General features: G+C 41.0%; 18 protein-coding genes. 15 read left to right on the top strand and 3 right to left on the bottom strand.

Annotated elements, in window-relative coordinates:
- Position 1: 1 nt before the first annotated feature.
- Complete coding sequence (locus LW139_RS13440; protein WP_166540730.1) at positions 2-1,831, top strand: SLC13 family permease; 1,830 nt, start codon at positions 2-4, stop codon at positions 1,829-1,831.
- A gap of 57 nt (positions 1,832-1,888) precedes the next feature.
- Here the strand turns inward: LW139_RS13440 and yfbR are convergent, their stop codons facing one another.
- Entirely contained in the window at positions 1,889-2,470 is a 582-nt protein-coding gene (gene yfbR, locus LW139_RS13435; RefSeq protein WP_004243705.1) for a 5'-deoxynucleotidase, read from the bottom strand.
- Between the two features lie 135 nt (positions 2,471-2,605).
- Positions 2,606-3,820 carry a pyridoxal phosphate-dependent aminotransferase gene (locus LW139_RS13430; protein WP_072068611.1) on the bottom strand — a complete coding sequence of 405 codons (1,215 nt, stop codon included), beginning with the start codon at positions 3,818-3,820 and terminating at the stop codon, positions 2,606-2,608.
- 853 nt (positions 3,821-4,673) lie between these two features.
- Between LW139_RS13430 and hexA the strand changes: the two genes are divergently transcribed.
- From hexA to nuoN, 14 genes are all read left to right on the top strand, one after another.
- Positions 4,674-5,591, top strand: coding sequence for a transcriptional regulator HexA (gene hexA, locus LW139_RS13425; RefSeq protein ID WP_166540729.1), 918 nt, complete (start codon positions 4,674-4,676; stop codon positions 5,589-5,591).
- A gap of 800 nt (positions 5,592-6,391) precedes the next feature.
- Positions 6,392-6,844: an NADH-quinone oxidoreductase subunit A gene (locus tag LW139_RS13420; RefSeq protein ID WP_072068609.1), complete on the top strand. Its 453-nt coding sequence runs from the start codon at positions 6,392-6,394 to the stop codon at positions 6,842-6,844.
- A gap of 17 nt (positions 6,845-6,861) precedes the next feature.
- The gene (locus tag LW139_RS13415; protein WP_004243697.1) at positions 6,862-7,536 is read left to right on the top strand and encodes a NuoB/complex I 20 kDa subunit family protein; all 675 of its coding nucleotides are present in this window, start codon (positions 6,862-6,864) and stop codon (positions 7,534-7,536) included.
- Between the two features lie 76 nt (positions 7,537-7,612).
- A complete protein-coding gene (gene nuoC / locus LW139_RS13410) occupies positions 7,613-9,409 on the top strand; it encodes an NADH-quinone oxidoreductase subunit C/D (protein WP_166540727.1) in 1,797 nt (598 codons plus the stop codon).
- Between the two features lie 2 nt (positions 9,410-9,411).
- Complete coding sequence (nuoE, locus tag LW139_RS13405; protein ID WP_006533305.1) at positions 9,412-9,957, top strand: NADH-quinone oxidoreductase subunit NuoE; 546 nt, start codon at positions 9,412-9,414, stop codon at positions 9,955-9,957.
- Positions 9,954-11,318 carry an NADH-quinone oxidoreductase subunit NuoF gene (nuoF, locus tag LW139_RS13400; RefSeq protein ID WP_072063177.1) on the top strand — a complete coding sequence of 455 codons (1,365 nt, stop codon included), beginning with the start codon at positions 9,954-9,956 and terminating at the stop codon, positions 11,316-11,318. Before nuoE ends, nuoF begins: the two co-directional genes overlap by 4 nt.
- Positions 11,319-11,371: 53 nt before the next feature.
- Positions 11,372-14,104 (top strand): NADH-quinone oxidoreductase subunit NuoG, encoded by a 2,733-nt coding sequence (gene nuoG, locus LW139_RS13395; protein ID WP_227335719.1) that lies wholly within the window; start codon positions 11,372-11,374, stop codon positions 14,102-14,104.
- Complete coding sequence (nuoH, locus tag LW139_RS13390; RefSeq protein ID WP_006533300.1) at positions 14,104-15,081, top strand: NADH-quinone oxidoreductase subunit NuoH; 978 nt, start codon at positions 14,104-14,106, stop codon at positions 15,079-15,081. The genes nuoG and nuoH overlap by 1 nt, the downstream gene beginning before the upstream one ends.
- 14 nt (positions 15,082-15,095) lie before the next feature.
- Positions 15,096-15,638 carry an NADH-quinone oxidoreductase subunit NuoI gene (gene nuoI / locus LW139_RS13385; protein WP_006533299.1) on the top strand — a complete coding sequence of 181 codons (543 nt, stop codon included), beginning with the start codon at positions 15,096-15,098 and terminating at the stop codon, positions 15,636-15,638.
- 12 nt (positions 15,639-15,650) lie between these two features.
- Entirely contained in the window at positions 15,651-16,184 is a 534-nt protein-coding gene (gene nuoJ, locus LW139_RS13380) for an NADH-quinone oxidoreductase subunit J (protein ID WP_072063175.1), read from the top strand.
- A complete protein-coding gene (gene nuoK / locus LW139_RS13375; protein ID WP_023581731.1) occupies positions 16,181-16,483 on the top strand; it encodes an NADH-quinone oxidoreductase subunit NuoK in 303 nt (100 codons plus the stop codon). The genes nuoJ and nuoK overlap by 4 nt, the downstream gene beginning before the upstream one ends.
- Entirely contained in the window at positions 16,480-18,315 is a 1,836-nt protein-coding gene (nuoL, locus tag LW139_RS13370) for an NADH-quinone oxidoreductase subunit L (RefSeq protein ID WP_247850061.1), read from the top strand. The genes nuoK and nuoL overlap by 4 nt, the downstream gene beginning before the upstream one ends.
- A 19-nt stretch (positions 18,316-18,334) precedes the next feature.
- Entirely contained in the window at positions 18,335-19,864 is a 1,530-nt protein-coding gene (gene nuoM, locus LW139_RS13365) for an NADH-quinone oxidoreductase subunit M (RefSeq protein WP_166540724.1), read from the top strand.
- Between the two features lie 6 nt (positions 19,865-19,870).
- Positions 19,871-21,340: an NADH-quinone oxidoreductase subunit NuoN gene (nuoN, locus tag LW139_RS13360; protein ID WP_109407241.1), complete on the top strand. Its 1,470-nt coding sequence runs from the start codon at positions 19,871-19,873 to the stop codon at positions 21,338-21,340.
- 60 nt (positions 21,341-21,400) lie between these two features.
- On the opposite strand, the gene LW139_RS13355 is transcribed toward nuoN, so the two are convergent.
- On the bottom strand, positions 21,401-22,447 hold the full coding sequence (locus tag LW139_RS13355; protein ID WP_247850060.1) for an alpha-xenorhabdolysin family binary toxin subunit B: 1,047 nt from the start codon (positions 22,445-22,447) through the stop codon (positions 21,401-21,403).
- Positions 22,448-22,459: the final 12 nt, after the last annotated feature.

Raw genomic sequence — 22,459 nt, 5'->3', positions numbered from 1 at the left:
TTTGAATAGCGAATTATTATGGGTTTTAAGCCTGCTATTGATAGCTATTGTCCTTTTTACGACCAACAAAATCCGCATGGATGTGGTCGCTTTACTTGTCATCATCGCATTCGTTCTTAGCGGTACACTTACATTAAATGAAGCCACAGTAGGATTTAGTGATCCTAACGTATTACTTATTGCTGCCCTTTTTGTTATTGGCGAAGGGTTAGTGAGAACAGGCGTGGCTTATCAAATGGGTGACTGGCTTGTACGTGTTGCGGGTAGCAGTGAAGTTAAAATGCTTGTGCTATTAATGATATGTGTTGCAAGTTTGGGGGCTTTCATGAGCTCAACGGGCGTGGTAGCTATCTTTATCCCTGTTGTGCTGAGCGTTGCTGCTCGGATGAAAACATCACCAGGTCGTTTAATGATGCCGCTAGGTTTTGCGGGCCTTATCAGTGGATTAATGACCTTAGTGGCGACTCCGCCTAATATGGTTGTTAACAGTGAATTAGTCAGAGAAGGATTGCCAAGTTTTCAATTTTTCTCCATTACACCAATTGGTATTGCTGTATTGTTTGCCGGTATTCTATATATGCTGGTAGTACGTCGTTGGTTAGGAAATAACGATAATGGGAAGCAAAAAGAGGCTTATCGTCGTACTTTCCGTGATCTTATTCGTGATTATCAATTAGCAGGACGTGCTCGTCGTTTAGCCATTCGTAAAGGCTCCCCACTTGTAGGTCATTCACTTGATGAATTGCACCTACGTTCTCGTTATGGTGCAAACGTTGTTGGTATCGAACGCTGGAGGCGGTTTCGGCGTGTGATGGTCAGCGCAACAGGGGGCACTGAATTAAGAGAGCGTGATGTTTTATTGATAGATATGTCTGCCAGTGATGTTGATTTGCGCGAATTTTGCCGTGAACAGATGCTAGAGCCGATGGTATTACGAGGAGAATATTTCTCAGAACAATCCCGCGATGTCGGTCTTGCTGAAGTATCTATGAATCCAGATTCAGAGTTATTAGGCAAATCATTAAGAGAGATAAAATTCCGTACTCGCTACGGGTTAAACGTTGTTGCTATTCGGCGAGAAGGTAATGCGTTACCGGGTAAAATTGTTGATGAGCCATTACGCCTTGGTGATGTGTTGTTGGTTATTGGTGATTGGAAGCTTATTCGGGTTTTATCGACTAAACCACGTAATTTTATCGTGTTAAATTTAGCCGCAGAAATTGAAACGGTTGCGCCAGCTTCATCACAAGCACCTCATGCATTATTTTCGTTAGCATTAATGGTGGCATTAATGGTGACAAATGAAGTGCCTAACTTTATTGCTGCACTTATTGCTTGTTTATTAATGGGTAAATTCCGTTGTATTGATATGGAAAGTGCCTATCGTTCTATCCATTGGCCAAGTATTATCTTGATTGTGGGTATGATGCCATTTGCCGCGGCATTACAAAAAACGGGCGGTATTGAGCTTATTGTAAATGGTTTAATGGATGTCGCTGGTAGTGCAGGGCCTCAAGTGATGTTGGTATGTTTATTTGTACTCTGCGCATCAATTGGGTTGTTTATCTCAAATACGGCAACGGCGGTATTAATGGCTCCCATTGCGATTGCCGCTGCAAACCAAATGAATGTCTCACCGTTACCATTTGCAATGGTGATTGGTGTTGCTGCATCAGCCGCATTTATGACACCTGTATCATCACCAGTTAATACACTTATTCTTGAACCTGGCGGTTATAAATTTGCAGATTTTATTAAGATTGGTGTGCCATTTACGATTATTGTAATGTTTATTAGCGTATTCTTGATCCCGCTATTATTTCCATTCTAATGTTCTGCATTTTTCTGAAACGCCGTTTAGTTATTATAAACGGCGTTTTTTGATCATTTACTCACTAATTTCATCAAGAGATAAACTAAACCCAGGTACAAACACCTTCATAAAATAGTCCATTTCAGGGCTGTGTCTTTCTGCCAATGTTTTTTCTAAGCGATTTTTTGCTAGATTAAATTCACTGTTACCTGCAGCAAGTTCTTCAAGGCATTTTAAATAAGCACATAAACTATCAGCTTGTTTGACAATAAAGGTTTCTTCCTCACTATGTAATTGTTCATCAATAAGAGGACGAAAATCTTCTTGTAATTCTTCGGGTAGCATTTCAATTAATTTTTGCTGTGCGTATTTTTCTATTTTTTTATATTCATGAGCAATCTGTGGATTATGGTACTTAATTGGGGTTGGCATATCGCCAGTGATCACTTCGCTGGCATCATGATACATCGCTTGTAATGCAATACGCTCCGCATTGACATTACCATCAAACTTACGATTTTTAATCACCGCTAAAGCATGGGCGACAAAAGCGACTTGTAAACTGTGCTCAGAAACATTTTCTTGGCGAATATTACGCATTAAAGGCCAACGAGTAATGAGTTTCAAGCGAGAAAGGTGGGCAAAAAAGTAACTCATAATATCTCCCAATTGCGTGATTGATGACATTATTGTGAGTGGATAACTAACAGATGTAAACGTCAATAAAAAAGAAAATAAAAAAACGCAATATAACGGGTTGTTATACTGCGTTTTCTCTAATAGAAGACAATTTTATTGGTGATAACCCACAATAAAGCGCCCAAATTTTTGAATTGCCATATCTAAATCATCTTCACGGGGAAGGGTGACGATACGGAAATGGTCTGGATATGGCCAGTTAAAGGCCGTACCTTGTACCAGTAACACTTTTTCTTGCAGTAATAAATCAAGGATCATTTTCTGATCGTCTTTAATACTGTAGCGATTAAGGTCTATTTTAGGGAACATATACAATGCACCCATAGGTTTAACGCAAGACACACCAGGAATTTGATTGATCAGTTCCCAAGCACGATTGCGTTGTTCGTATAAGCGACCACCCGGTAGAATAAATTCGCTAATACTTTGATAACCACCTAATGCAGTTTGAATGGCGTGTTGCATCGGAACGTTGGCGCATAACCGCATGGAAGCCAGCATATTTAAGCCTTCAATGTAGCTTTTAGCATGCTTTTTAGGGCCGTTTAATACCATCCAACCTTGGCGGAAACCTGCAACGCGATAGGTTTTTGATAAGCCGTTAAAGGTGACTGTTAATAAGTCAGGAGCCATTGCTGCAATAGAGTGGTGTTCGGCATCATCATAGAGAATTTTATCGTAGATTTCGTCGGCGAAGATAATTAGGTCATGCTGACGAGCTATTTCAACGATTTCCATCAAAATATCTTTGCTATATACCGCACCTGTTGGATTGTTTGGATTGATAATGACAATACCACGGGTATTTTTTGTAATTTTGCTACGAATATCATCGAGATCAGGGAACCAGCCTTGCTGTTCATCACACATATAATGAACTGCGTTTCCCCCGGAAAGGGAAACAGCTGCTGTCCATAAAGGATAATCTGGAGCTGGTACCAGCATTTCATCGCCATTATTTAATAAGGCTTGCATCGCTTGTACGATTAATTCAGAAACACCGTTACCAATATAGATGTCTTCAACAGTGACGTCACGCATGTCACGAGCTTGATAATGCTGCATGATTGCTTTGCGCGCAGAGAACAGTCCTTTTGAATCACTATAGCCCTGTGAGCTTGGTAGATTGCGAATAACATCTACTAAAATTTCATCAGGTGCTTCAAAGCCAAAAGGTGCCGGGTTACCAATATTGAGTTTTAAAACTTTATTACCTTCTTCTTCCAGACGTTTTGCTTCTTGCAAAACCGGACCTCTAATGTCGTAACAGACATGTTCGAGTTTGTTTGATTTTTTAATCTGATTCATAGCGCGTTTACCTAATAGGGTCTGACGTGTATCTCTACTGTGGCGACTTAGCGACATTTATCGCCAATTGCTATTCATATAGAAAGATACAAATGAAAAGGCTGTCCCAGCAAATAACTGTTCTATCACTCTACTCTTACGTTACAAACTTTTGAAGATGCTAGGTAATTTTTGGTGTAAAAGGTCAGTTTATTCTTAGAATGTTATTTTGATGACTGATTGTGTGGCTTATGTGAGATTTATATTTCAGTTTCAAGAATAATTCTGGATTATTATTCTGGTGAATAAGGGCTTTTTAGTGTGGTTATCAGAAATAAGTTGATGTGATACATAGATAGATGGAATGTTGCATAATCAATTATTGAATAATTTTATCGGATTTGTATTATCTGACTTAATATATTAAATTTTCAAATAATATGGTTAAATCTACTTTATTCTATAGCAATCAATCAGTTTAAGTATAAATTAAATTTAAATCTTAAATTTAATTTATAGGGGAAGATACTTAAATTGGAATGTATAGTTAAGATAATTTAAATTATTTTCAAAATGTTAAAATTTATGTACGAGAAAGCAATATAGTATGATCCAAGTCTAACTTGTGATGATGGTATGCAGTTCTTTCTTGTGAATGCTTGAAATGATAATAAAATTTAATTTGTTACAAAAAGATGCAATTCCTTTCTATCTAGGAGGTGTAAACGATAAGAAACAAATGTAAAGTATTCGGTATGTCTTTGCTCTCCTTTTCAGAGTAGAGTACTGTCTAATTAGAAGTCTTTTTTAGACTTTTGATAAAAAACACCAGGTATATGTAATTTAAAAATCAAAAATAAGTGAAGAATAAACAATGATTAATGCAAATCGTCCGATAATGAATCTCGACCTCGATCTGCTTAGAACGTTTGTAGCTGTAGCAGATTTAAACACGTTTGCAGCCGCTGCAGCTGCCGTATGTCGAACCCAGTCTGCGGTTAGTCAGCAGATGCAACGTTTAGAGCAATTGGTGGGCAGAGAGCTTTTCGCCCGTCATGGTCGTAATAAGTTACTTACAGAGCATGGCCTTCAATTATTAGGTTATGCACGTCAAATTTTACGTGCGAATGATGATGCAACTGCATCATTAACGTATAGCGATGCGGAAGGGGAACTACGTATTGGTGCCTCTGACGACTCTGTTGATACTTTATTGCCTTTTTTATTAAATCGTATCGCATCAGTATATCCACGTTTAGCGGTTGATGTACGTATTAAACGTTCTCAATATATTGAAACAATGCTAGATAATCATGAAATTGATTTAGCATTAACAACAGCCCGTATTGGTCATCATCCACGTACAGCGTTACGCACTGCACCTGTGTTATGGCACTGTGCACCTGATTTCCAAATACAAATGAATGAGCCGCTCCCTTTAGTTGTGATGGATGAAACAAACCCATTCCGTCAATTAGCAACGAACACACTAGATGATGCGGGCATTCAATGGCGTATTGCTTATGAAGCGGCTTCTTTATCTGCTGTTCGTGCTGCCGTAAATGCAGAAGTGGGTATTACAGCGCGTCCACTTGAAATGCAAAATGCCGATTTACGTATTTTAGGCGAAAGCGAAGGTTTACCGCGTTTACCTGAAACACAATATTGGTTATATCGTAACTTTGATGAACAAAATGAAGCGGTGTTAACAGTATTCAATGCAATTGAAAACAAGAAAACACCTTATACCGTCACTGCACCTGAAGATATTAGCTCTACTGATCTGGAATAATCACATTAATCGTTGTGTAAATATTGAGTGTTAAAACACAAAAATTAAAGATTAAAAAAACAGTCAAATAAGACTGAATAGTGATGAATAATGATAAACGGGAATAGATGCAATTAAGCGCATTTATTTCCGTTTTTTTATTGTCATATTTGTATGTAGTAACATTATGTTAATATTTATGTTGATTTATGTATTTATCTTTGTGACATTTCATTCCATAACCGCCTTAACTGCTTGTTAAAAAAATGTTTAACTTCCTCCTGGGTTAATCAGTTGTAGGATTTGTTAACAAATAAAAAGATTGTCTAGGTTTTTAGAGAATAAAAACGCAAATCAAAACGGATATTTGACCTCCTCCACAATATTGGAAAGTTAATTTGTTAAAATTTGGATAAATTTTAAACTGATTAAGTATTTTTTCGACTATTTTGTGAGTTTGATCAAGAAAATAAGGCACATTTGCCTGTGTTGAGTCAGGTTTTTCCTGAGATACTGGTGTAGTAAAATCGAATTATCGGTTAGACTAAGCGTGTTAGCAAAAATTTTGTAGATTGACTGACACGTTTTAGCATTAGCCAGTAATTGGGTGTTAAAAATGAGTGTTAAATTTGTTAAATCGCGATAGAAAACAGCGTAATTTATTACAAAGTTTTCTAAAAAATAAGAAAGGTATAAATAGACTGTTATTATTTCTTTAATTAGCAAGCCTGTTTAATTCGCCTTTTTTTTCGTAATTAGAAATGTGGTGTAAACCGCCGGATAAGAGTTGGTTAATTGACACCACCTTTGATGAGTAAGCAATGAGTATGTCTACAACCACCGAAGTTATCGCCCATCATTGGGCATTTGCTGTCTTCCTCATAGGCGCATTGGGGTTATGTTCGCTCATGTTGTTGGGTGCCCGCTATTTAGGCGGACGCGCACAGGCAAGGGCAAAGCATGTTCCTTATGAATCTGGTCTTGATTCTGTTGGCAGCGCTCGTCTGCGCATGTCGGCTAAATTCTATTTAGTTGCCATGTTTTTCGTTATTTTCGATGTTGAAGCACTGTTTCTTTATGCCTGGGCTGTTTCCGTTCGTGAAGTCGGCTGGTTAGGCTTTATTGAAGCATCAGTCTTCATCGCTATTTTATTAGCTGGATTATTCTATTTGGTTCGCATAGGTGCATTAGATTGGACGCCTATTCGCTCTCGCCGTGAAACTGCGAGTAAAAGCCATGTTCGATTAACCAGCGGCAAACATCCGCAGCAGTAATAAGCGAGGCATTAGAAATGGATTATACCCTCACCCGCATAGATCCGAACGGTGAGAATGACCGTTATCCCCTGCAATCACAGGAAATTGTCAGTGACCCATTAGATGCTCACGTTCATCGCAGCGTGTATATGGGAAAACTGGAACATGCGTTGCATGACGTTGTGAACTGGGGACGGAAAAACTCTTTATGGCCATATAACTTTGGTCTTTCTTGTTGTTACGTTGAGATGGTGACGTCATTTACAGCTGTGCATGACGTGGCTCGTTTTGGTTCAGAAGTATTACGTGCATCCCCTCGTCAAGCTGACTTTATGGTGGTTGCAGGTACTTGCTTTACGAAAATGGCACCGGTTATTCAGCGTTTATACGATCAGATGTTAGAACCTAAATGGGTTATCTCTATGGGTGCATGTGCTAACTCTGGTGGTATGTATGACATCTATTCCGTAGTGCAAGGTGTGGATAAGTTCATTCCAGTTGATGTGTATATTCCTGGATGTCCGCCACGCCCTGAAGCTTATATGCAAGCATTAATGTTATTACAAGAGTCCATTGGTAAAGAACGTCGCCCATTATCATGGGTTGTCGGCGACCAAGGCGTTTACCGTGCCAATATGCAATCAGAACGAGAAAGAAAACACGGTGAGCGTATCGCAGTCAAAAATCTGCGTACTCCTGACGAAATTTAAAGGCTTTTGCCTAAGACGTAACCAGAGCAATGTGTTGCGATCATAGTAACCCTGATCAAAGTTGTGGTGAATAGAAATGACCGATCAGATAGCGCAAAAAGGCGCTCGGCCAGCGTGGGAAACGACCGATCATATTGATGATCAGGTGGTTAATGAACTGCGTCAGAAATTTGGGCCAGATGCGTTTACGTTCCAGCCTACTCGTACTGGCATGCCAGTTGTTTGGGTTAAGCGGGAACAACTCATTGAGGTAATGCAATACCTCAAATCTTTACCAAAACCTTATGTCATGCTGTTTGATATGCATGGCTTTGATGAGCGCCTTCGTACGCATCGTCAAGGCTTGCCCGCAGCAGACTTTTCCGTTTTCTATCATCTGATATCAATCGATCGTAATAAAGATATTATGTTGAAAGTCGCATTAAGTGAAAATGATCTTAATGTTCCGACAATCACATCTCTCTTTCCTAACTCGAATTGGTATGAGCGTGAAGTCTGGGATATGTTTGGGATTGTCTTTAATGGGCACCCAAATTTACGCCGTATAATGATGCTTCCTGATTGGGAAGGTCATCCACTGCGTAAAGATTATCCTGCTCGTGCGACAGAGTTCGATCCTTATGTGCTGACAAAGCAGAAGCAGGATCTGGAAATGGAATCGCTGACATTTAAACCTGAAGAGTGGGGAATGAAACGCGGTACGGAGAATGAGGACTTTATGTTCTTAAACCTCGGCCCTAACCATCCATCCTCTCACGGTGCATTCCGTATTATTCTTCAGCTTGATGGCGAGGAAATCGTCGACTGTGTGCCTGACGTGGGTTATCACCACCGTGGTGCTGAAAAAATGGGTGAGCGCCAATCTTGGCACAGCTATATCCCATATACAGATCGAATCGAATACCTTGGCGGATGCGTTAACGAAATGCCTTATGTACTTGCAGTGGAAAAACTTGCCGGTATTGAAGTGCCTGAACGCGTTAAAGTCATTCGTGTCATGCTGTCTGAGCTATTTCGTATTAATAGCCACTTACTGTATATCAGTACCTTTATCCAAGACGTTGGTGCAATGACACCGGTGTTCTTCGCCTTTACTGACCGTCAGAAAGTTTACAACATCGTTGAAGCGATTACTGGATTCCGTATGCACCCTGCATGGTTCCGTATCGGTGGTGTTGCTCATGACTTACCACGCGGTTGGGAACGCTTATTACGTGAATTCTTAGATTGGATGCCAAAACGTCTAGATTCTTACGTAAAAGCAGCGTTACAAAACAGTATTTTGAAAGGTCGTACTATCGGTGTCGCCTCATATAACTCGAAAGAAGCGTTAGAGTGGGGTGTCACAGGTGCAGGTCTTCGTTCAACAGGCGTTGAGTTTGACGTGCGTAAATGGCGTCCATATTCAGGTTATGAAAACTTTGAATTTGAAATTCCTGTCGCAAGTAATGGTGACTGTTACGATCGTGTAATGCTGAAAGTAGAAGAGCTACGCCAGAGCTTACGCATCTTGGAACAGTGCTATAAAAACATGCCAGAAGGGCCATTTAAAGCAGATCATCCACTGACAACGCCTCCACCAAAAGAGCGCACATTACAGCATATCGAAACCATGATTAACCACTTCTTACAGGTTTCATGGGGCCCGGTTATGCCTGCTAATGAATCATTCCAGATGGTTGAAGCCACTAAAGGGATTAACAGCTATTACTTAACCAGTGATGGCAGCACAATGAGCTATCGCACACGTATTCGTACGCCTAGCTTTGCTCACTTGCAACAAATCCCAGCGGTTATCCGCGGTAGCTTGGTTTCTGACTTGATTGTGTATCTGGGAAGTATTGATTTTGTAATGTCGGATGTGGATCGTTAATCATGCAAAATGAATTAAACCAAAAAGATGATGCGGTGCAGATTGAAATTGTTGATGTCACGCATTCAAAGAAAGCGACGTTTGTATTAACTGAAGAAGAACGTGCCGAAATTGAACAAGAAAAACATCACTACGAAGATCCGCGAGCAGCATCTATAGAAGCACTGAAAATTGTGCAAAAGAACCGTGGATGGGTGGAAGACGGCGCAATCTATGCGATTGCGGATGTTCTTGGGATCCCTGCTAGCGATGTTGAAGGCGTTGCTACGTTCTATAGCCAAATTTTCCGTCAACCCGTTGGTCGTCACATTATTCGTTTTTGTGACAGCGTGGTTTGTCATATTACAGGTTATCAAGGCATTCAAGCAGCAATTGAAAAGCATCTTAATATCATCCCTGGTCAAACAACACCAGATGGTCGCTTTACATTACTGCCAACCTGCTGTTTAGGTAATTGTGATAAAGGTCCTACCATGATGGTAGATGACGATACTCACAGCTTTGTTAAACCTGAAGAGATTGAAACGTTACTGGAGCAGTATCCATGACAGCAATTTCAGGAGCAAAACCGATTATTCGTAGCGCAGAAACGCACCCGCTAACGTGGCGCTTACGCGATGATCGTCAGCCTGTATGGCTGGATGAATACCGTGCTAAAAACGGTTATAAAGCGGCAGAAAAAGCATTAAAAGGCATGTCACCGACTGAAGTTACGACAGAAGTCAAAGATGCTGGCCTAAAAGGTCGTGGTGGTGCTGGATTCTCAACAGGCTTGAAATGGAGCCTGATGCCAAAAGATGAAAGCATGAATATCCGTTACATCCTTTGTAATGCAGATGAAATGGAGCCGGGAACATATAAAGACCGTCTCTTAATGGAAGAACTTCCACATCTGTTAATTGAAGGGATGATTATCGGTGCTCACGCACTAAAAGCTTATCGTGGTTATATTTTCCTTCGTGGCGAATATATTGAAGCGGCTAAGCATTTACGCCATGCAATCGAGGAAGCAAAAGCAGCGGGTTTCCTTGGTAAAAATATCTTCGGTTCAGGTATTGATTTTGAACTGTTCGTTCATACAGGTGCTGGTCGTTACATCTGTGGTGAAGAAACAGCATTAATCAACTCCTTAGAAGGTCGTCGTGCTAACCCGCGCTCTAAACCACCATTCCCTGCAACATCAGGTGCATGGGGTAAACCAACCTGTGTCAATAACGTTGAAACACTGTGTAATGTGCCCGCGATTATTGAACATGGCAAAGATTGGTATATCGGCTTAAGTGAAGGCAAAAGCCCAGATGCGGGTACTAAATTAATGGGATTCTCAGGTCGCGTGAAATTTCCGGGCTTATGGGAATTACCATTTGGTACAACAGCGCGTGAGATCCTTGAAGATTACGCAGGCGGTATGCGCGATGGTCTTAAGCTGAAAGCATGGCAACCGGGTGGTGCAGGTACTGACTTTCTAACTGAAGATCATCTCGACCTCCCAATGGATTTTGGCACGATTGCAAAAGCAGGTAGCCGTTTAGGCACAGCGCTTGCGATGGCAGTAGATAATGAAATTAATATGGTTTCATTAACTCGCAACTTAGAAGAATTCTTTGCGCGTGAATCTTGCGGCTGGTGTACACCTTGTCGTGATGGCTTGCCATGGAGTGTCGAAATCTTACGTGCGATAGAAAACGGTAAAGGTCGCCCTGGTGATATTGAAACCCTTGAGCATTTATGTCGTTCTTTAAGTCCAGGACACACATTCTGTGCTCACGCACCGGGTGCAGTAGAACCTTTACAAAGCGCCATTAAATATTTCCGTGAAGAATTTGAAGCGGGCATTATTCAAGAAGATTATACCAATGCCAACTTAATCAGAGGTATTCAGCCTAACTTGCTGAAAAGCCGCTGGTAATTTTTTACGACACATTCTAGGTTTAACGCCTGCTGTGCAGGCCTTTGGGAAGCATGCTGACTATGGCTACGATTCATGTAGACGGCAAAGAATATGAAGTTAACGGGGCTGATAACCTGTTAGAAGCCTGTCTTAATTTAGGCTTAGATATTCCTTATTTTTGCTGGCACCCAGCGCTGGGAAGCGTTGGCGCTTGCCGCCAGTGTGCGGTTAAGCAGTATCAAAATGCTGAGGATACCCGCGGTCGTTTAGTGATGTCTTGTATGACACCAGCGACTGATGGCACGTTTATTTCTATTGATGACGAAGAAGCGAAGAAATTCCGTGAAAGCGTTGTTGAATGGTATATGACAAACCATCCTCATGACTGTCCAGTTTGTGAAGAAGGCGGTAACTGCCACCTTCAAGATATGACGGTAATGACAGGTCACACTATGCGTCGCTATCGCTTTACGAAGCGTACACATAGAAACCAAGATCTGGGACCGTTTATTTCTCATGAAATGAACCGTTGTATTGCTTGTTACCGCTGTGTTCGTTACTACAAAGACTATGCTGATGGTACTGATTTAGGTGTCTTTGGTGCACATAACAACGTTTTCTTTGGACGTGTTGAAGATGGCACATTAGAGAGCGAATTCTCGGGTAACTTGGTCGAAATTTGTCCGACGGGTGTATTTACTGATAAAACTCACTCATCACGTTATAACCGTAAGTGGGATATGCAGTTTGCACCAAGTATTTGCCAAGGTTGTAGCATGGGCTGTAATACAAGCCCAGGTGAACGTTATGGTGAATTACGTCGTATTGAAAACCGTTATAACGGGACTGTAAACCGCTATTTCCTCTGTGACCGTGGTCGTTTTGGCTATGGCTATGTGAACTTAGCAAGCAGACCTCGTCAACCTAAAAAACGTTTAGGTAGTAACTGGTTAGAGATCAATGCTGTTCAAGCAACTCAAGCTGCTGCGGATATGCTGAAAAAAAGCCAGCGTATTGTTGGTATTGGCTCACCGCGTGCAAGTATCGAAAGTAACTTTGCATTACGTGAAGTTGTGGGTGCTGAAAACTTCTATAGCGGTATTTCTGCATCAGAGCAGAAACGTTTGACATTAATGCTAGAGATTTTACAAAAAGGTGGTGTTCATACTCCATCTCTACGTGAAATTGAAGATTACGATGCAGTTTTAGTGTTAGGTGAAGATTTAACGCAAACCGGTGCTCGTATGGCATTGTCTGTACGCCAAGCAGTGAAAGGTAAAGCTCGCGAAATGGCAGCAGCTCAAAAAGTGGCTGATTGGCAAATCGCTGCGATTATGAATATCGGGCAACGTGCTAAATACCCACTGTTTGTGACTCATGTTGATGAAACTCGTCTTGATGATGTTGCTGCGTGGAGTTATCGCGCCCCGGTTGTTGATCAAGCACGCTTAGGTTTTGCAATTGCCAATAACATTAATGGTGAAGCACCAGCGGTTGATGGCATTGATGAAGCGCTGAATAAACATATCGAGATGGTTGTTCAAGCACTTTCTCAAGCGAAAAAACCATTAATTATCAGTGGTAGTCATGCAGGTAGCGAAGACGTTATTAAAGCCGCTGCCAACATTGCGTTTGCATTAAAAGCAAAAGGCAATGAAGTGGGACTTTCTTTCGTTGCTGATGATGCAAACAGCATGGGTCTTGCCATGATGAATGCGCAACCTCTTGATGATGCGTTAAAAATCATGCGCAGTGGTCAAGCAGACACCGTTGTTGTTATGGAAAACGATTTATATCGCCATTACGATGCTGATGTGATTGATGATGCGGTTGCGAAAGTGGATAACTTAATTGTTATTGACCACCAGCAAACAGACATTATGGCGAAAGCACATCTGGTTCTCCCTGCTTCTTCATTCGCTGAAAGCGATGGAACAATGGTGAGTCAAGAGGGCAGAGCACAGCGTTACTTCCAAGTTTTCGAACCTTCTTTCTATAACAAAGAAGTCGTGATGCATGAAAGCTGGCGTTGGTTAAGTGCGGTTGATTCACAATGGCATGAAAGAACACTGGATTGGACACAGTTAGACAATGTGATTGAGCATTGTGCAACACGTCTTCCTCAGTTTGCGGGCATTGTTGATGCTGCACCGAATGCGTCATTCCGTATTCGCGGTCAAAAACTGGCACGTGAACCACATCGTTATAGTGGTCGTACATCTATGTTGGCGAATGTGTCTGTTCATGAACAGCGTCAGCCAAAAGATATCGACACACCATTTGCATTCTCAATGGAAGGTAATAACAGCCCAACAGCGCCTCGCCAGCAAATTCCATTTGCATGGGCACCGGGTTGGAACTCACCTCAAGCATGGAATAAATTCCAAGCCGAAGTGGGTGGCAGCTTACGCTTTGGTGATCCAGGCGTGCGTCTAATTGAATGTGGTGATAATACACTAGGCTACTTCACGGATATTCCTGCGCCATTTAATGCACAGAAAAATCAGTGGACTGTCGCACCTTGCTACCGTTTATTTGGTAGTGAAGAATTATCACAACGTGCAGAAGTTATCCAATCTCGTATGGAAACGGCTTATCTAACATTGAGCGAATCTGATGCACAAGCATTAGCGTTAACTCAGGGTCAGCAAGCCATGTTTACTTACGAAGGTCGTGAATTCACCTTACCTGTGAAAATCAGTGCTCACCTGACTCAAGGTCAAATCGGCTTGCCGTTAGGTATGGCAGGTATTTCTCCATCGCTGGTGGGTGTATCGGTTCGTCAACTGCGGGGTATTGCATAATGAGCTGGTTATCTCCTGAAGTTACAGAGATTTTACTCACCGTTCTAAAAGCCGTGGTGATCTTGCTTGTCGTGGTTACCTGTGGTGCTTTTATGAGTATGGGGGAACGCCGTTTACTGGGATTATTCCAAAACCGTTATGGGCCTAACCGTGTAGGTTATGCAGGTTCAGCACAGCTAATTGCGGATATGATCAAAATGTTCTTTAAAGAGGACTGGATCCCAAAATTTGCTGACCGCTTTATCTTCACCATAGCACCAGTAATTGCGTTTTCATCTTTATTACTGTCATTTGCTATTGTACCTGTTAGCTCAACATGGGTTGTTGCTGACTTAAACATCGGTATTTTATTCTTCTTGATGGTTGCGGGTATCGCGGTTTATGCCGTGTTATTTGCGGGTTGGTCAAGTAACAATAAATACTCATTGTTAGGTGCAATGCGTGCATCAGCACAAACCGTAAGTTATGAGGTGTTCTTAGGACTCTCAATCTTAGGGGTTGTTGCTCAAGCAGGCTCTTTTAACTTGACAGATATTGTGAATTCACAAGCGAATATGTGGAATGTCATTCCACAATTCTTCGGCTTTATTACGTTTGCGATTGCTGGCGTTGCTGTTTGTCACCGTCATCCATTTGACCAACCAGAAGCAGAACAAGAACTTGCTGATGGTTATCACATTGAATATTCCGGTATGAAATTCGGTCTGTTCTTTGTCGGTGAATATATCGGGATCGTTGCAGTATCAGGTCTTATCGTGACGTTATTCTTTGGTGGTTGGCAAGGTCCTTTCTTACCATCATTCATTTGGTTTGCACTGAAAACAGGATTCTTCATGATGATGTTCATCCTTATTCGTGCATCGTTACCGCGTCCGCGTTACGACCAAGTGATGTCTTTTGGTTGGAAAATTTGCTTACCGTTAACTCTTATCAATCTGCTGGTAACTGCTGCAGTGATACTTTACAACGCTCAATAAGGGGTGATTGAACCATGACTTTAAAAGAGTTATTGACTGGTTTCGGCACCCAGGTACGAAGCATTTGGATGATTGGCTTACACGCCTTCGCCAAACGTGAAACACAGATGTACCCGGAAGAACCTGTCAATGTTGCACCACGCTACCGTGGACGTATTGTATTGACGCGTGATCCCGATGGTGAAGAGCGCTGTGTTGCTTGTAACTTGTGTGCAGCAGTTTGTCCAGTTGGCTGTATTTCATTACAGAAAGCAGAACATGAAGATGGTCGTTGGTATCCGGAATTTTTCCGTATCAACTTTTCTCGCTGTATTTTCTGCGGTTTATGTGAAGAAGCTTGTCCAACAACGGCGTTACAATTGACGCCTGATTTTGAAATGGGTGAGTTTAAGCGTCAGGATCTGGTTTATGAAAAAGACGATTTGTTGATTTCTGGACCCGGCAAATATCCTGAATATAACTTTTACCGTAAAACAGGTATGGCGATTAACGGCAAAGACAAAGGTGATGCAGATGATGAAGCTAAACCTATCGATGTCAAAAGCCTGTTACCGTAAGGAGCGATATTCATGGAATTTGCATTTTACATCGCGGGGCTGATTGCCATCCTTGCAACATTGAGAGTTATCACTCATACCAATCCAGTACACGCATTGTTGTACTTAGTGATTTCATTGATTGCACTCTCTGTGGTTTTCTTCTCGCTGGGCGCCTATTTCGCAGGTGCATTAGAAATCATCGTTTACGCTGGCGCCATTATGGTGTTGTTCGTTTTCGTGGTGATGATGCTCAACTTAGGTAAATCCGTCGTTGATCAAGAGAGAAAGTGGCTACAACCGAAGTTTTGGATTGGGCCAGCACTTTTATCTCTGATGCTATTAGTCGTGCTTATTTATGCAATTAGTAGTGTTACTCACGGTGAAATTACTGGAGAAATAATTGGCGCGAAAGAGGTCGGTATTAGCTTGTTTGGGCCTTATATTCTGGCTGTTGAGTTAGCATCTGTTCTCTTATTGTCAGGATTAATAGTTGCTTATCACATTGGTCGTGATCAGAGCCATGACGATCTCGTCGAAAACGAAAACGCAGGGGAGCAAAAATGATACCTCTTCAACATGGTTTGATCTTGGCTGCGGTACTGTTTGTGTTAGGTTTTACCTGCTTAGTACTTCGCCGCAACCTGTTGTTTATGTTGATCGGACTAGAAATTATGATTAATGCGGCTGCACTGGCATTTGTTGTCGGTGGTAGCTTTTGGGGTCAAACAGATGGTCAGATTATGTATATTCTGGCAATCAGCTTGGCAGCGGCAGAGGCAAGTATTGGTCTGGCATTGTTGTTACAGCTTCATAGACATCGCCAAAACATCAATATTGATACAGTCAGTGAGATGCGCGGATGAATATACTCTATTTAACCATTCTGCTACCACTGCTGGGATTTTTACTGCTCGCTTTCTCACGTGGTCGTTGGTCTGAAAACGTATCAGCATGGATTGGTACAGGTTCGGTTGGTTTATCGGCTTTAGTTGCACTTTGGGCTGGTATGGATTTCTTTGCCAATGGGCAAGAAACTTATGTTCTGACTTTATGGAACTGGATGTCAGCAGGGAATTTTAATATTCCATTCACTCTGGTTCTTGATGGTCTTTCATTAACCATGCTGGGTGTTATTACCGGTGTTGGCTTCCTTATTCATATGTATGCATCGTGGTATATGCGTGGAGAAGAAGGATATTCTCGCTTCTTTGCTTATACCAACTTATTTATCGCAAGTATGGTTGTTTTAGTACTGGCTGATAACATGATGCTGATGTATATGGGGTGGGAAGGGGTTGGCTTATGTAGCTACCTGTTAATTGGTTTCTATTATAGCAATCCTGCCAATGGCGCAGCGGCGATGAAAGCGTTTATCGTAACGCGTATCGGTGATGTGTTCTTAGCTATCGGTATGTTTATCCTGTTTGACCAATTAGGTACATTAAGCTTCCGTGAAATGGCAGTGCTTGCTCCTGAGCAATTAGCAGTAGGTTCAAGTGTTATTAACTGGGCAATGTTAATGGTATTAGGCGGTGCCGTAGGTAAATCTGCACAGCTTCCATTACAAACTTGGTTAGCCGATGCAATGGCAGGCCCAACACCTGTATCTGCATTAATTCACGCCGCAACCATGGTTACAGCAGGTGTGTACTTAGTGGCACGTAGTAATGCGCTATTCTTAATGGCACCAGAAGTACTGGAGTTAGTTGGTATTATCGGTGCTGTGACATTAGTGTTAGCGGGTTTTGCTGCCTTAGTACAAACAGATATTAAACGTATTCTTGCTTATTCAACCATGAGCCAAATTGGTTATATGTTCTTGGCTTTAGGCGCTCAAGCATGGGATGCCGCAATTTTCCACTTAATGACCCACGCTTTCTTTAAAGCGTTACTGTTCTTATCCGCAGGTTCGGTAATTGTAGCCTGCCACCACGAACAGAATATCTTTAAGATGGGCGGGTTACGTAAGAAGATCCCATTTGTTTATGCATGTTTCTTAATTGGTGGTGGCGCATTAGCGGCATTACCACTGTTAACAGCAGGGTTCTTCAGTAAAGATGAAATCTTATGGGGTGCGTACTCAAACGGGCATTTTAACTTAATGCTAGCAGGGTTAATTGGTGCGTTATTTACGTCACTTTATACCTTCCGTTTGATTTTCATCGTATTCCATGGTGAAACCAAAACCGAAGCACACCAAGTTAAAGGTTTTACACATACTTTCCCATTAGCGGTATTAGCACTGTTATCAACGTTTATCGGTGCATTAATTACTCAATCGTTAGGTGCTGTGTTCCCTGAAGGAAGCGCATCTCATGATGGTAAGTATGTGTTAGAAATACTTTCTGGTGTGGTAGCGATTGTAGGCGTTGCCATTGCAGCATGGTTATACCTGAAACAGCGTCAATGTGTTTCTAAGGTTGCCAATACTCGTACCGGTCGTTTCTTCTCAACATGGTGGTTCCATGCTTGGGGATTCGATGCTCTGTATGAAGTGCTGTTTGTCAAACCTTATAAAGGGGCGGCGTGGCTTATCCAAAATGATCCTGTGAACCAATTCTTTAATTTATTTGGTTGCTTGCTTAAAGGCACCAATAAAGGATTAAGTTTCAGTGAAAATGGATTAGCACGTTGGTATGCGGCTTCTCTCGGTTTAGGTGCAGTGCTGGTTATCGCTCTGCTGCTTCTGGTTTAATTAAGGGACACATTGCGCCATGTTATTACCCTGGCTAATACTTATTCCCTTCATCGGTGGCCTGCTAAGTTGGCAGGCTGAACGAATTGGCTCGCAAGTTCCTCGCTGGGTTGCGTTGCTGACGATGGGATTAACACTCGTTATTTCTGTGCAACTTTGGTTGCAAGGCGATTATCAACTACTCAGTGCTGATGGAGCACCACGCTGGACAGAGTATTTCTTTGTGCCGTGGATCCCTGCGTTAGGGATCAACATCCAGTTCGCACTTGATGGTATGTCATTACTGATGGCTGTATTAACTGCGATTTTAGGTATCTTAGCGGTACTTTCATCGTGGAATGAAAATCAACCATCACAAGGTGCTTTCCATTTTAACCTGCTGTGGATCTTAGCAGGTGTAATGGGGGTATTTTTAGCGACGGATCTGTTCTTATTCTTCTTCTTCTGGGAAATGATGTTGATCCCAATGTATTTCCTGATTTCTTTATGGGGACACAAAGGAAGTAGTGATAAAGCACACGTCAGTGCAGCAACGAAATTCTTTATCTATACACAGGCAAGTGGCCTGTTAATGTTGCTGGCCATTATCGGTTTAGCGGTTGCTTTCTACCGTGAAACAGGTATTTGGACGTTTAGCTATGACACCTTATTACAAGCACACACCGTATTAGGTACTGAGCTACAATTTATCCTGATGCTAGGTTTCTTCGCTGCATTTGCGGTGAAAATGCCAATTGTTCCTGTTCATGGCTGGTTAGCTGATGCGCACGCAGAAGCACCAACAGCGGGTTCTGTTGACTTATCCGGTATTTTGTTAAAAACAGCAGCTTACGGTTTATTGCGTTTTAACTTACCACTGTTCCCAGAAGCATCAGCATTGCTTGCTCCTGTGGCAATGTGGTTAGGTTTAATTACCGTATTTTATGCAGCATTACTGGCATTTCGTCAGACAGATATTAAACGTCTTGCGGCTTACAGTAGTATTTCTCACATGGGCTTTATCGTGATTGCGATTTATGCTGGCTCTGTATTGGCTTATCAAGGTGCTATCATTCAGATGATCACTAACGGTTTGTCAGCTGCAGGTCTATTTATCATGTGTGGCATGCTGTATGAACGCTTAGGTACGCGTGATATGAATCAAATGGGTGGATTGTGGAAAAGCATCCGTTTCTTACCTGCGTTTTCACTGTTCTTTGCAGTTGCCTCTTTAGGTATGCCAGGAACAGGTAACTTCGTTGGTGAGTTTATGATCCTGTTTGGTACTTATGGCAACTTTAAGCTGATCACGATTATTTCGGTCTTTGGTTTAGTCTTTGCATCTGTTTACGCACTATGGATGATGCAACAGGCTTACTACGGTTCACCGAAAACAGCTGAAAGAACCTATAAAGGGTTGGATCTGAGAGAATTCTTTATCCTGATCACCTTGGTGGTTTTACTGGTTATTTTGGGCTTCTTCCCACAACCAGTATTAGACACCTCGGCATCAGCGATGGAAAATCTCCAGACTTGGTATTCCGCTTCTATTTCAACAGTAAGGCCGTAATTCGCCATGACAATAACTCCTGAACAATTGATCGCAATGCTACCGCTATTAATCGTCGGATTGACGGTGGTGGTTGTGATGCTGTCCATTGCGTGGCGACGCGATCATTTCACCATTGCCACTTTGACAGCAACGGGTTTCATTATTGCGTTGGGATCACTCTATTACGTTAATGCATTAGGCGTCGTTGACGTGACCACGCTTTACCATGTTGATGGATACTCTAGCTTCTTTACTGCGCTAGTTATTCTTTCTGGTATTGGTACTATCGCTTTTGCTTATCCTTGGTTAGAAGGCTATCAAGATAACAAAGAAGAGTTTTACTTGCTGATTGCGATTGCAGTAGTGGGGGGGATTTTACTCTCATCTGCTCATCATTTCGCATCGATGTTTATTGGTATTGAATTGCTGACATTGCCACTGTTTGGTCTTATCGGCTATGCATTCCAACAACGTCCATCACTGGAAGCGGGTATTAAATACATGCTGCTTTCAGCAGCTGCGTCTTCTTTCTTACTGTTTGGTATGGCACTGCTCTATGCAGAAGCAGGAAACCTTTCCTTTACTGCTATGGGACAAAGTTTAAGTGATAGCAATATCCATAAACCATTAGTGCTTGCAGGTTTAGGCATGATGTTGGTGGGAATTGGATTTAAATTATCTTTATTCCCATTCCAATTATGGACACCTGATGTTTACCAAGGTGCGCCAGCACCAACGGGGGCATTCTTAGCCACTGCAAGTAAGATTGGTATTTTTGCAGTTGTGATGCGTTTATTCCTTGAAGCGCCTGCAGCAGATAGTGAAACCTTACGGATGATCTTAGGTTTCATGGCAATTGCCTCTATTCTGTTTGGTAACATTATGGCGTTAACGCAAAAAAGCGTGAAGCGCTTACTGGGTTACTCTTCGGTATCACATCTTGGTTATCTGCTAGTGGCATTAATTGTATTGCAATACAGTCCTGTGCTGGCGCAAGAAACGGCCGAAATCTATTTAGCGGGTTACTTGTTTGCAAGCTTAGGTGCATTTGGTGCAATCGCGGTAGCTTCAAGTCCTTATCGCGAAAGCGAAATGGATTCACTAGAAGATTACCGTGGATTATTCTGGCGCCGTCCTGTTGTTGCTGTAGTTATGTCCCTGATGATGTTATCACTGGCTGGTGTACCAATTACCTTAGGATTCATTGGTAAACTATATGTGATTATTGCAGGTATTAACTCAAGCTTATGGTGGTTAACTGGTATGGTCGTGTTAGGTAGTGCGATAGGTTTATTCTACTACCTACGTGCAGCTGCGATTGTTTTCTTACGTAAACCAGACAATGACAATACGCCAGCGGTTGCAACCACATCACAAAATATGGCGACATTTGTTGCATTAATCTGTGCGATTGTTGTGATTGCATTAGGTGTATGGCCACAACCATTAATTGAATTGACGAATTTTGCGATTATTGCACCTGCTGTAAATTAATCGTAAGAACAAAAAATTCAAATAATAAAACGGCTCTTTTTATAGAGCCGTTTTTTATGGTTAATTCTCGGTGTATTTTAATTGTTCTTTATTACTATAATATAAAGTGAAGTCATCTAAGAATGGGAAAAGGGGGATAAGAATTTTTTCCGTTAATGACATATTACTTTTCAAAGTTGTAAATTGTGAATTTATCATTTTCCAAGACTTATTTAACACGATTAATTGTTCAATAAATTCCCTTAAAAAAAGGTCAATATCAATTAACATATAGTAGTGTTTTAATGTAAATGAAGTATTTTGCTTCTCATTTTTTAATTGGCTAAGTTGTTTTATTTGTGAAAGAAAAAGCGTTGTGAGTTGATGACGAGTTTCAACAATTTTAGCATATGAAAAACCATGGCTTAATGTAGAAAATAATTTATCAAGTATTTCTATCAATGAAGATAAAATATTTTTTTCCTTATTTTCAATGTTAAGTGCTTCAATTTCTGATTTTAAAGGAATAGAGCCATTAAAAAGGTCGAAAAAACTCCGTTTGTTTAAAATATCTTCACTTTGGCGTATGATATCGAGTTCTTGTTTTGTCTTTTCATTTTCATGCTCTAATGTTGCAATTTGAGTTGTTAATGTATTGATGAGATTTTCTTTATCAATAATAAAAGGCATGATCCTATCACTAACAAACTGTGTTTTGAGTTGATTTATTTCTGATGAAAGAAATAGACAATGTTCATCAATGATTTTTTTAGTTTCATTGACTTCATTTAGAAATATATCTAGTATCTCTTTCTTTTCCTCTTCTAATTTTATTTTTAATTCGATACTGAGTGAATCTTTTTTTATCTCATTATCAATTTCATTAACTATTTTAAATGTATCATTAAGTAATTTCTGCCTTAATCTTGTTTTTAAAACAAGTGAGAAATAGATAATGTTTTCAATATTTTTATTATTTCTTTCTATGAATAAGGTTAATTCGTTGTTGAAATCATTATTCATGTAACATTTATTATTACTTAAATAAAGAATGTTTCGATAAGCATGAAATAGTTTTGTATGCTCAAATTTTATTTCAGGCGTTACCTGTTTTCTACTATTATTCATAACAATTTCCTT

The organism is Proteus vulgaris, from assembly GCF_023100685.1.
Taxonomy (GTDB): domain Bacteria; phylum Pseudomonadota; class Gammaproteobacteria; order Enterobacterales; family Enterobacteriaceae; genus Proteus.
Note: the sequence above shows the minus strand (reverse complement) of the source record. Positions and strands in the feature narration are given on the sequence as shown.

Excerpts from the sequence above, each read along its gene's own strand:
- yfbR (WP_004243705.1), bottom strand. The coding sequence starts at position 2,470 with ATGAGTTACTTTTTTGCCCACCTTTCTCGCTTGAAACTCATTACTCGT.
- LW139_RS13430 (WP_072068611.1), bottom strand. The coding sequence starts at position 3,820 with ATGAATCAGATTAAAAAATCAAACAAACTCGAACATGTCTGTTACGAC.
- hexA (WP_166540729.1), top strand. The coding sequence starts at position 4,674 with ATGATTAATGCAAATCGTCCGATAATGAATCTCGACCTCGATCTGCTT.
- LW139_RS13420 (WP_072068609.1), top strand. The coding sequence starts at position 6,392 with ATGAGTATGTCTACAACCACCGAAGTTATCGCCCATCATTGGGCATTT.
- LW139_RS13415 (WP_004243697.1), top strand. The coding sequence starts at position 6,862 with ATGGATTATACCCTCACCCGCATAGATCCGAACGGTGAGAATGACCGT.
- nuoC (WP_166540727.1), top strand. The coding sequence starts at position 7,613 with ATGACCGATCAGATAGCGCAAAAAGGCGCTCGGCCAGCGTGGGAAACG.
- nuoE (WP_006533305.1), top strand. The coding sequence starts at position 9,412 with ATGCAAAATGAATTAAACCAAAAAGATGATGCGGTGCAGATTGAAATT.
- nuoF (WP_072063177.1), top strand. The coding sequence starts at position 9,954 with ATGACAGCAATTTCAGGAGCAAAACCGATTATTCGTAGCGCAGAAACG.
- nuoG (WP_227335719.1), top strand. The coding sequence starts at position 11,372 with ATGCTGACTATGGCTACGATTCATGTAGACGGCAAAGAATATGAAGTT.
- nuoH (WP_006533300.1), top strand. The coding sequence starts at position 14,104 with ATGAGCTGGTTATCTCCTGAAGTTACAGAGATTTTACTCACCGTTCTA.
- nuoI (WP_006533299.1), top strand. The coding sequence starts at position 15,096 with ATGACTTTAAAAGAGTTATTGACTGGTTTCGGCACCCAGGTACGAAGC.
- nuoJ (WP_072063175.1), top strand. The coding sequence starts at position 15,651 with ATGGAATTTGCATTTTACATCGCGGGGCTGATTGCCATCCTTGCAACA.
- nuoK (WP_023581731.1), top strand. The coding sequence starts at position 16,181 with ATGATACCTCTTCAACATGGTTTGATCTTGGCTGCGGTACTGTTTGTG.
- nuoL (WP_247850061.1), top strand. The coding sequence starts at position 16,480 with ATGAATATACTCTATTTAACCATTCTGCTACCACTGCTGGGATTTTTA.
- nuoM (WP_166540724.1), top strand. The coding sequence starts at position 18,335 with ATGTTATTACCCTGGCTAATACTTATTCCCTTCATCGGTGGCCTGCTA.
- nuoN (WP_109407241.1), top strand. The coding sequence starts at position 19,871 with ATGACAATAACTCCTGAACAATTGATCGCAATGCTACCGCTATTAATC.
- LW139_RS13355 (WP_247850060.1), bottom strand. The coding sequence starts at position 22,447 with ATGAATAATAGTAGAAAACAGGTAACGCCTGAAATAAAATTTGAGCAT.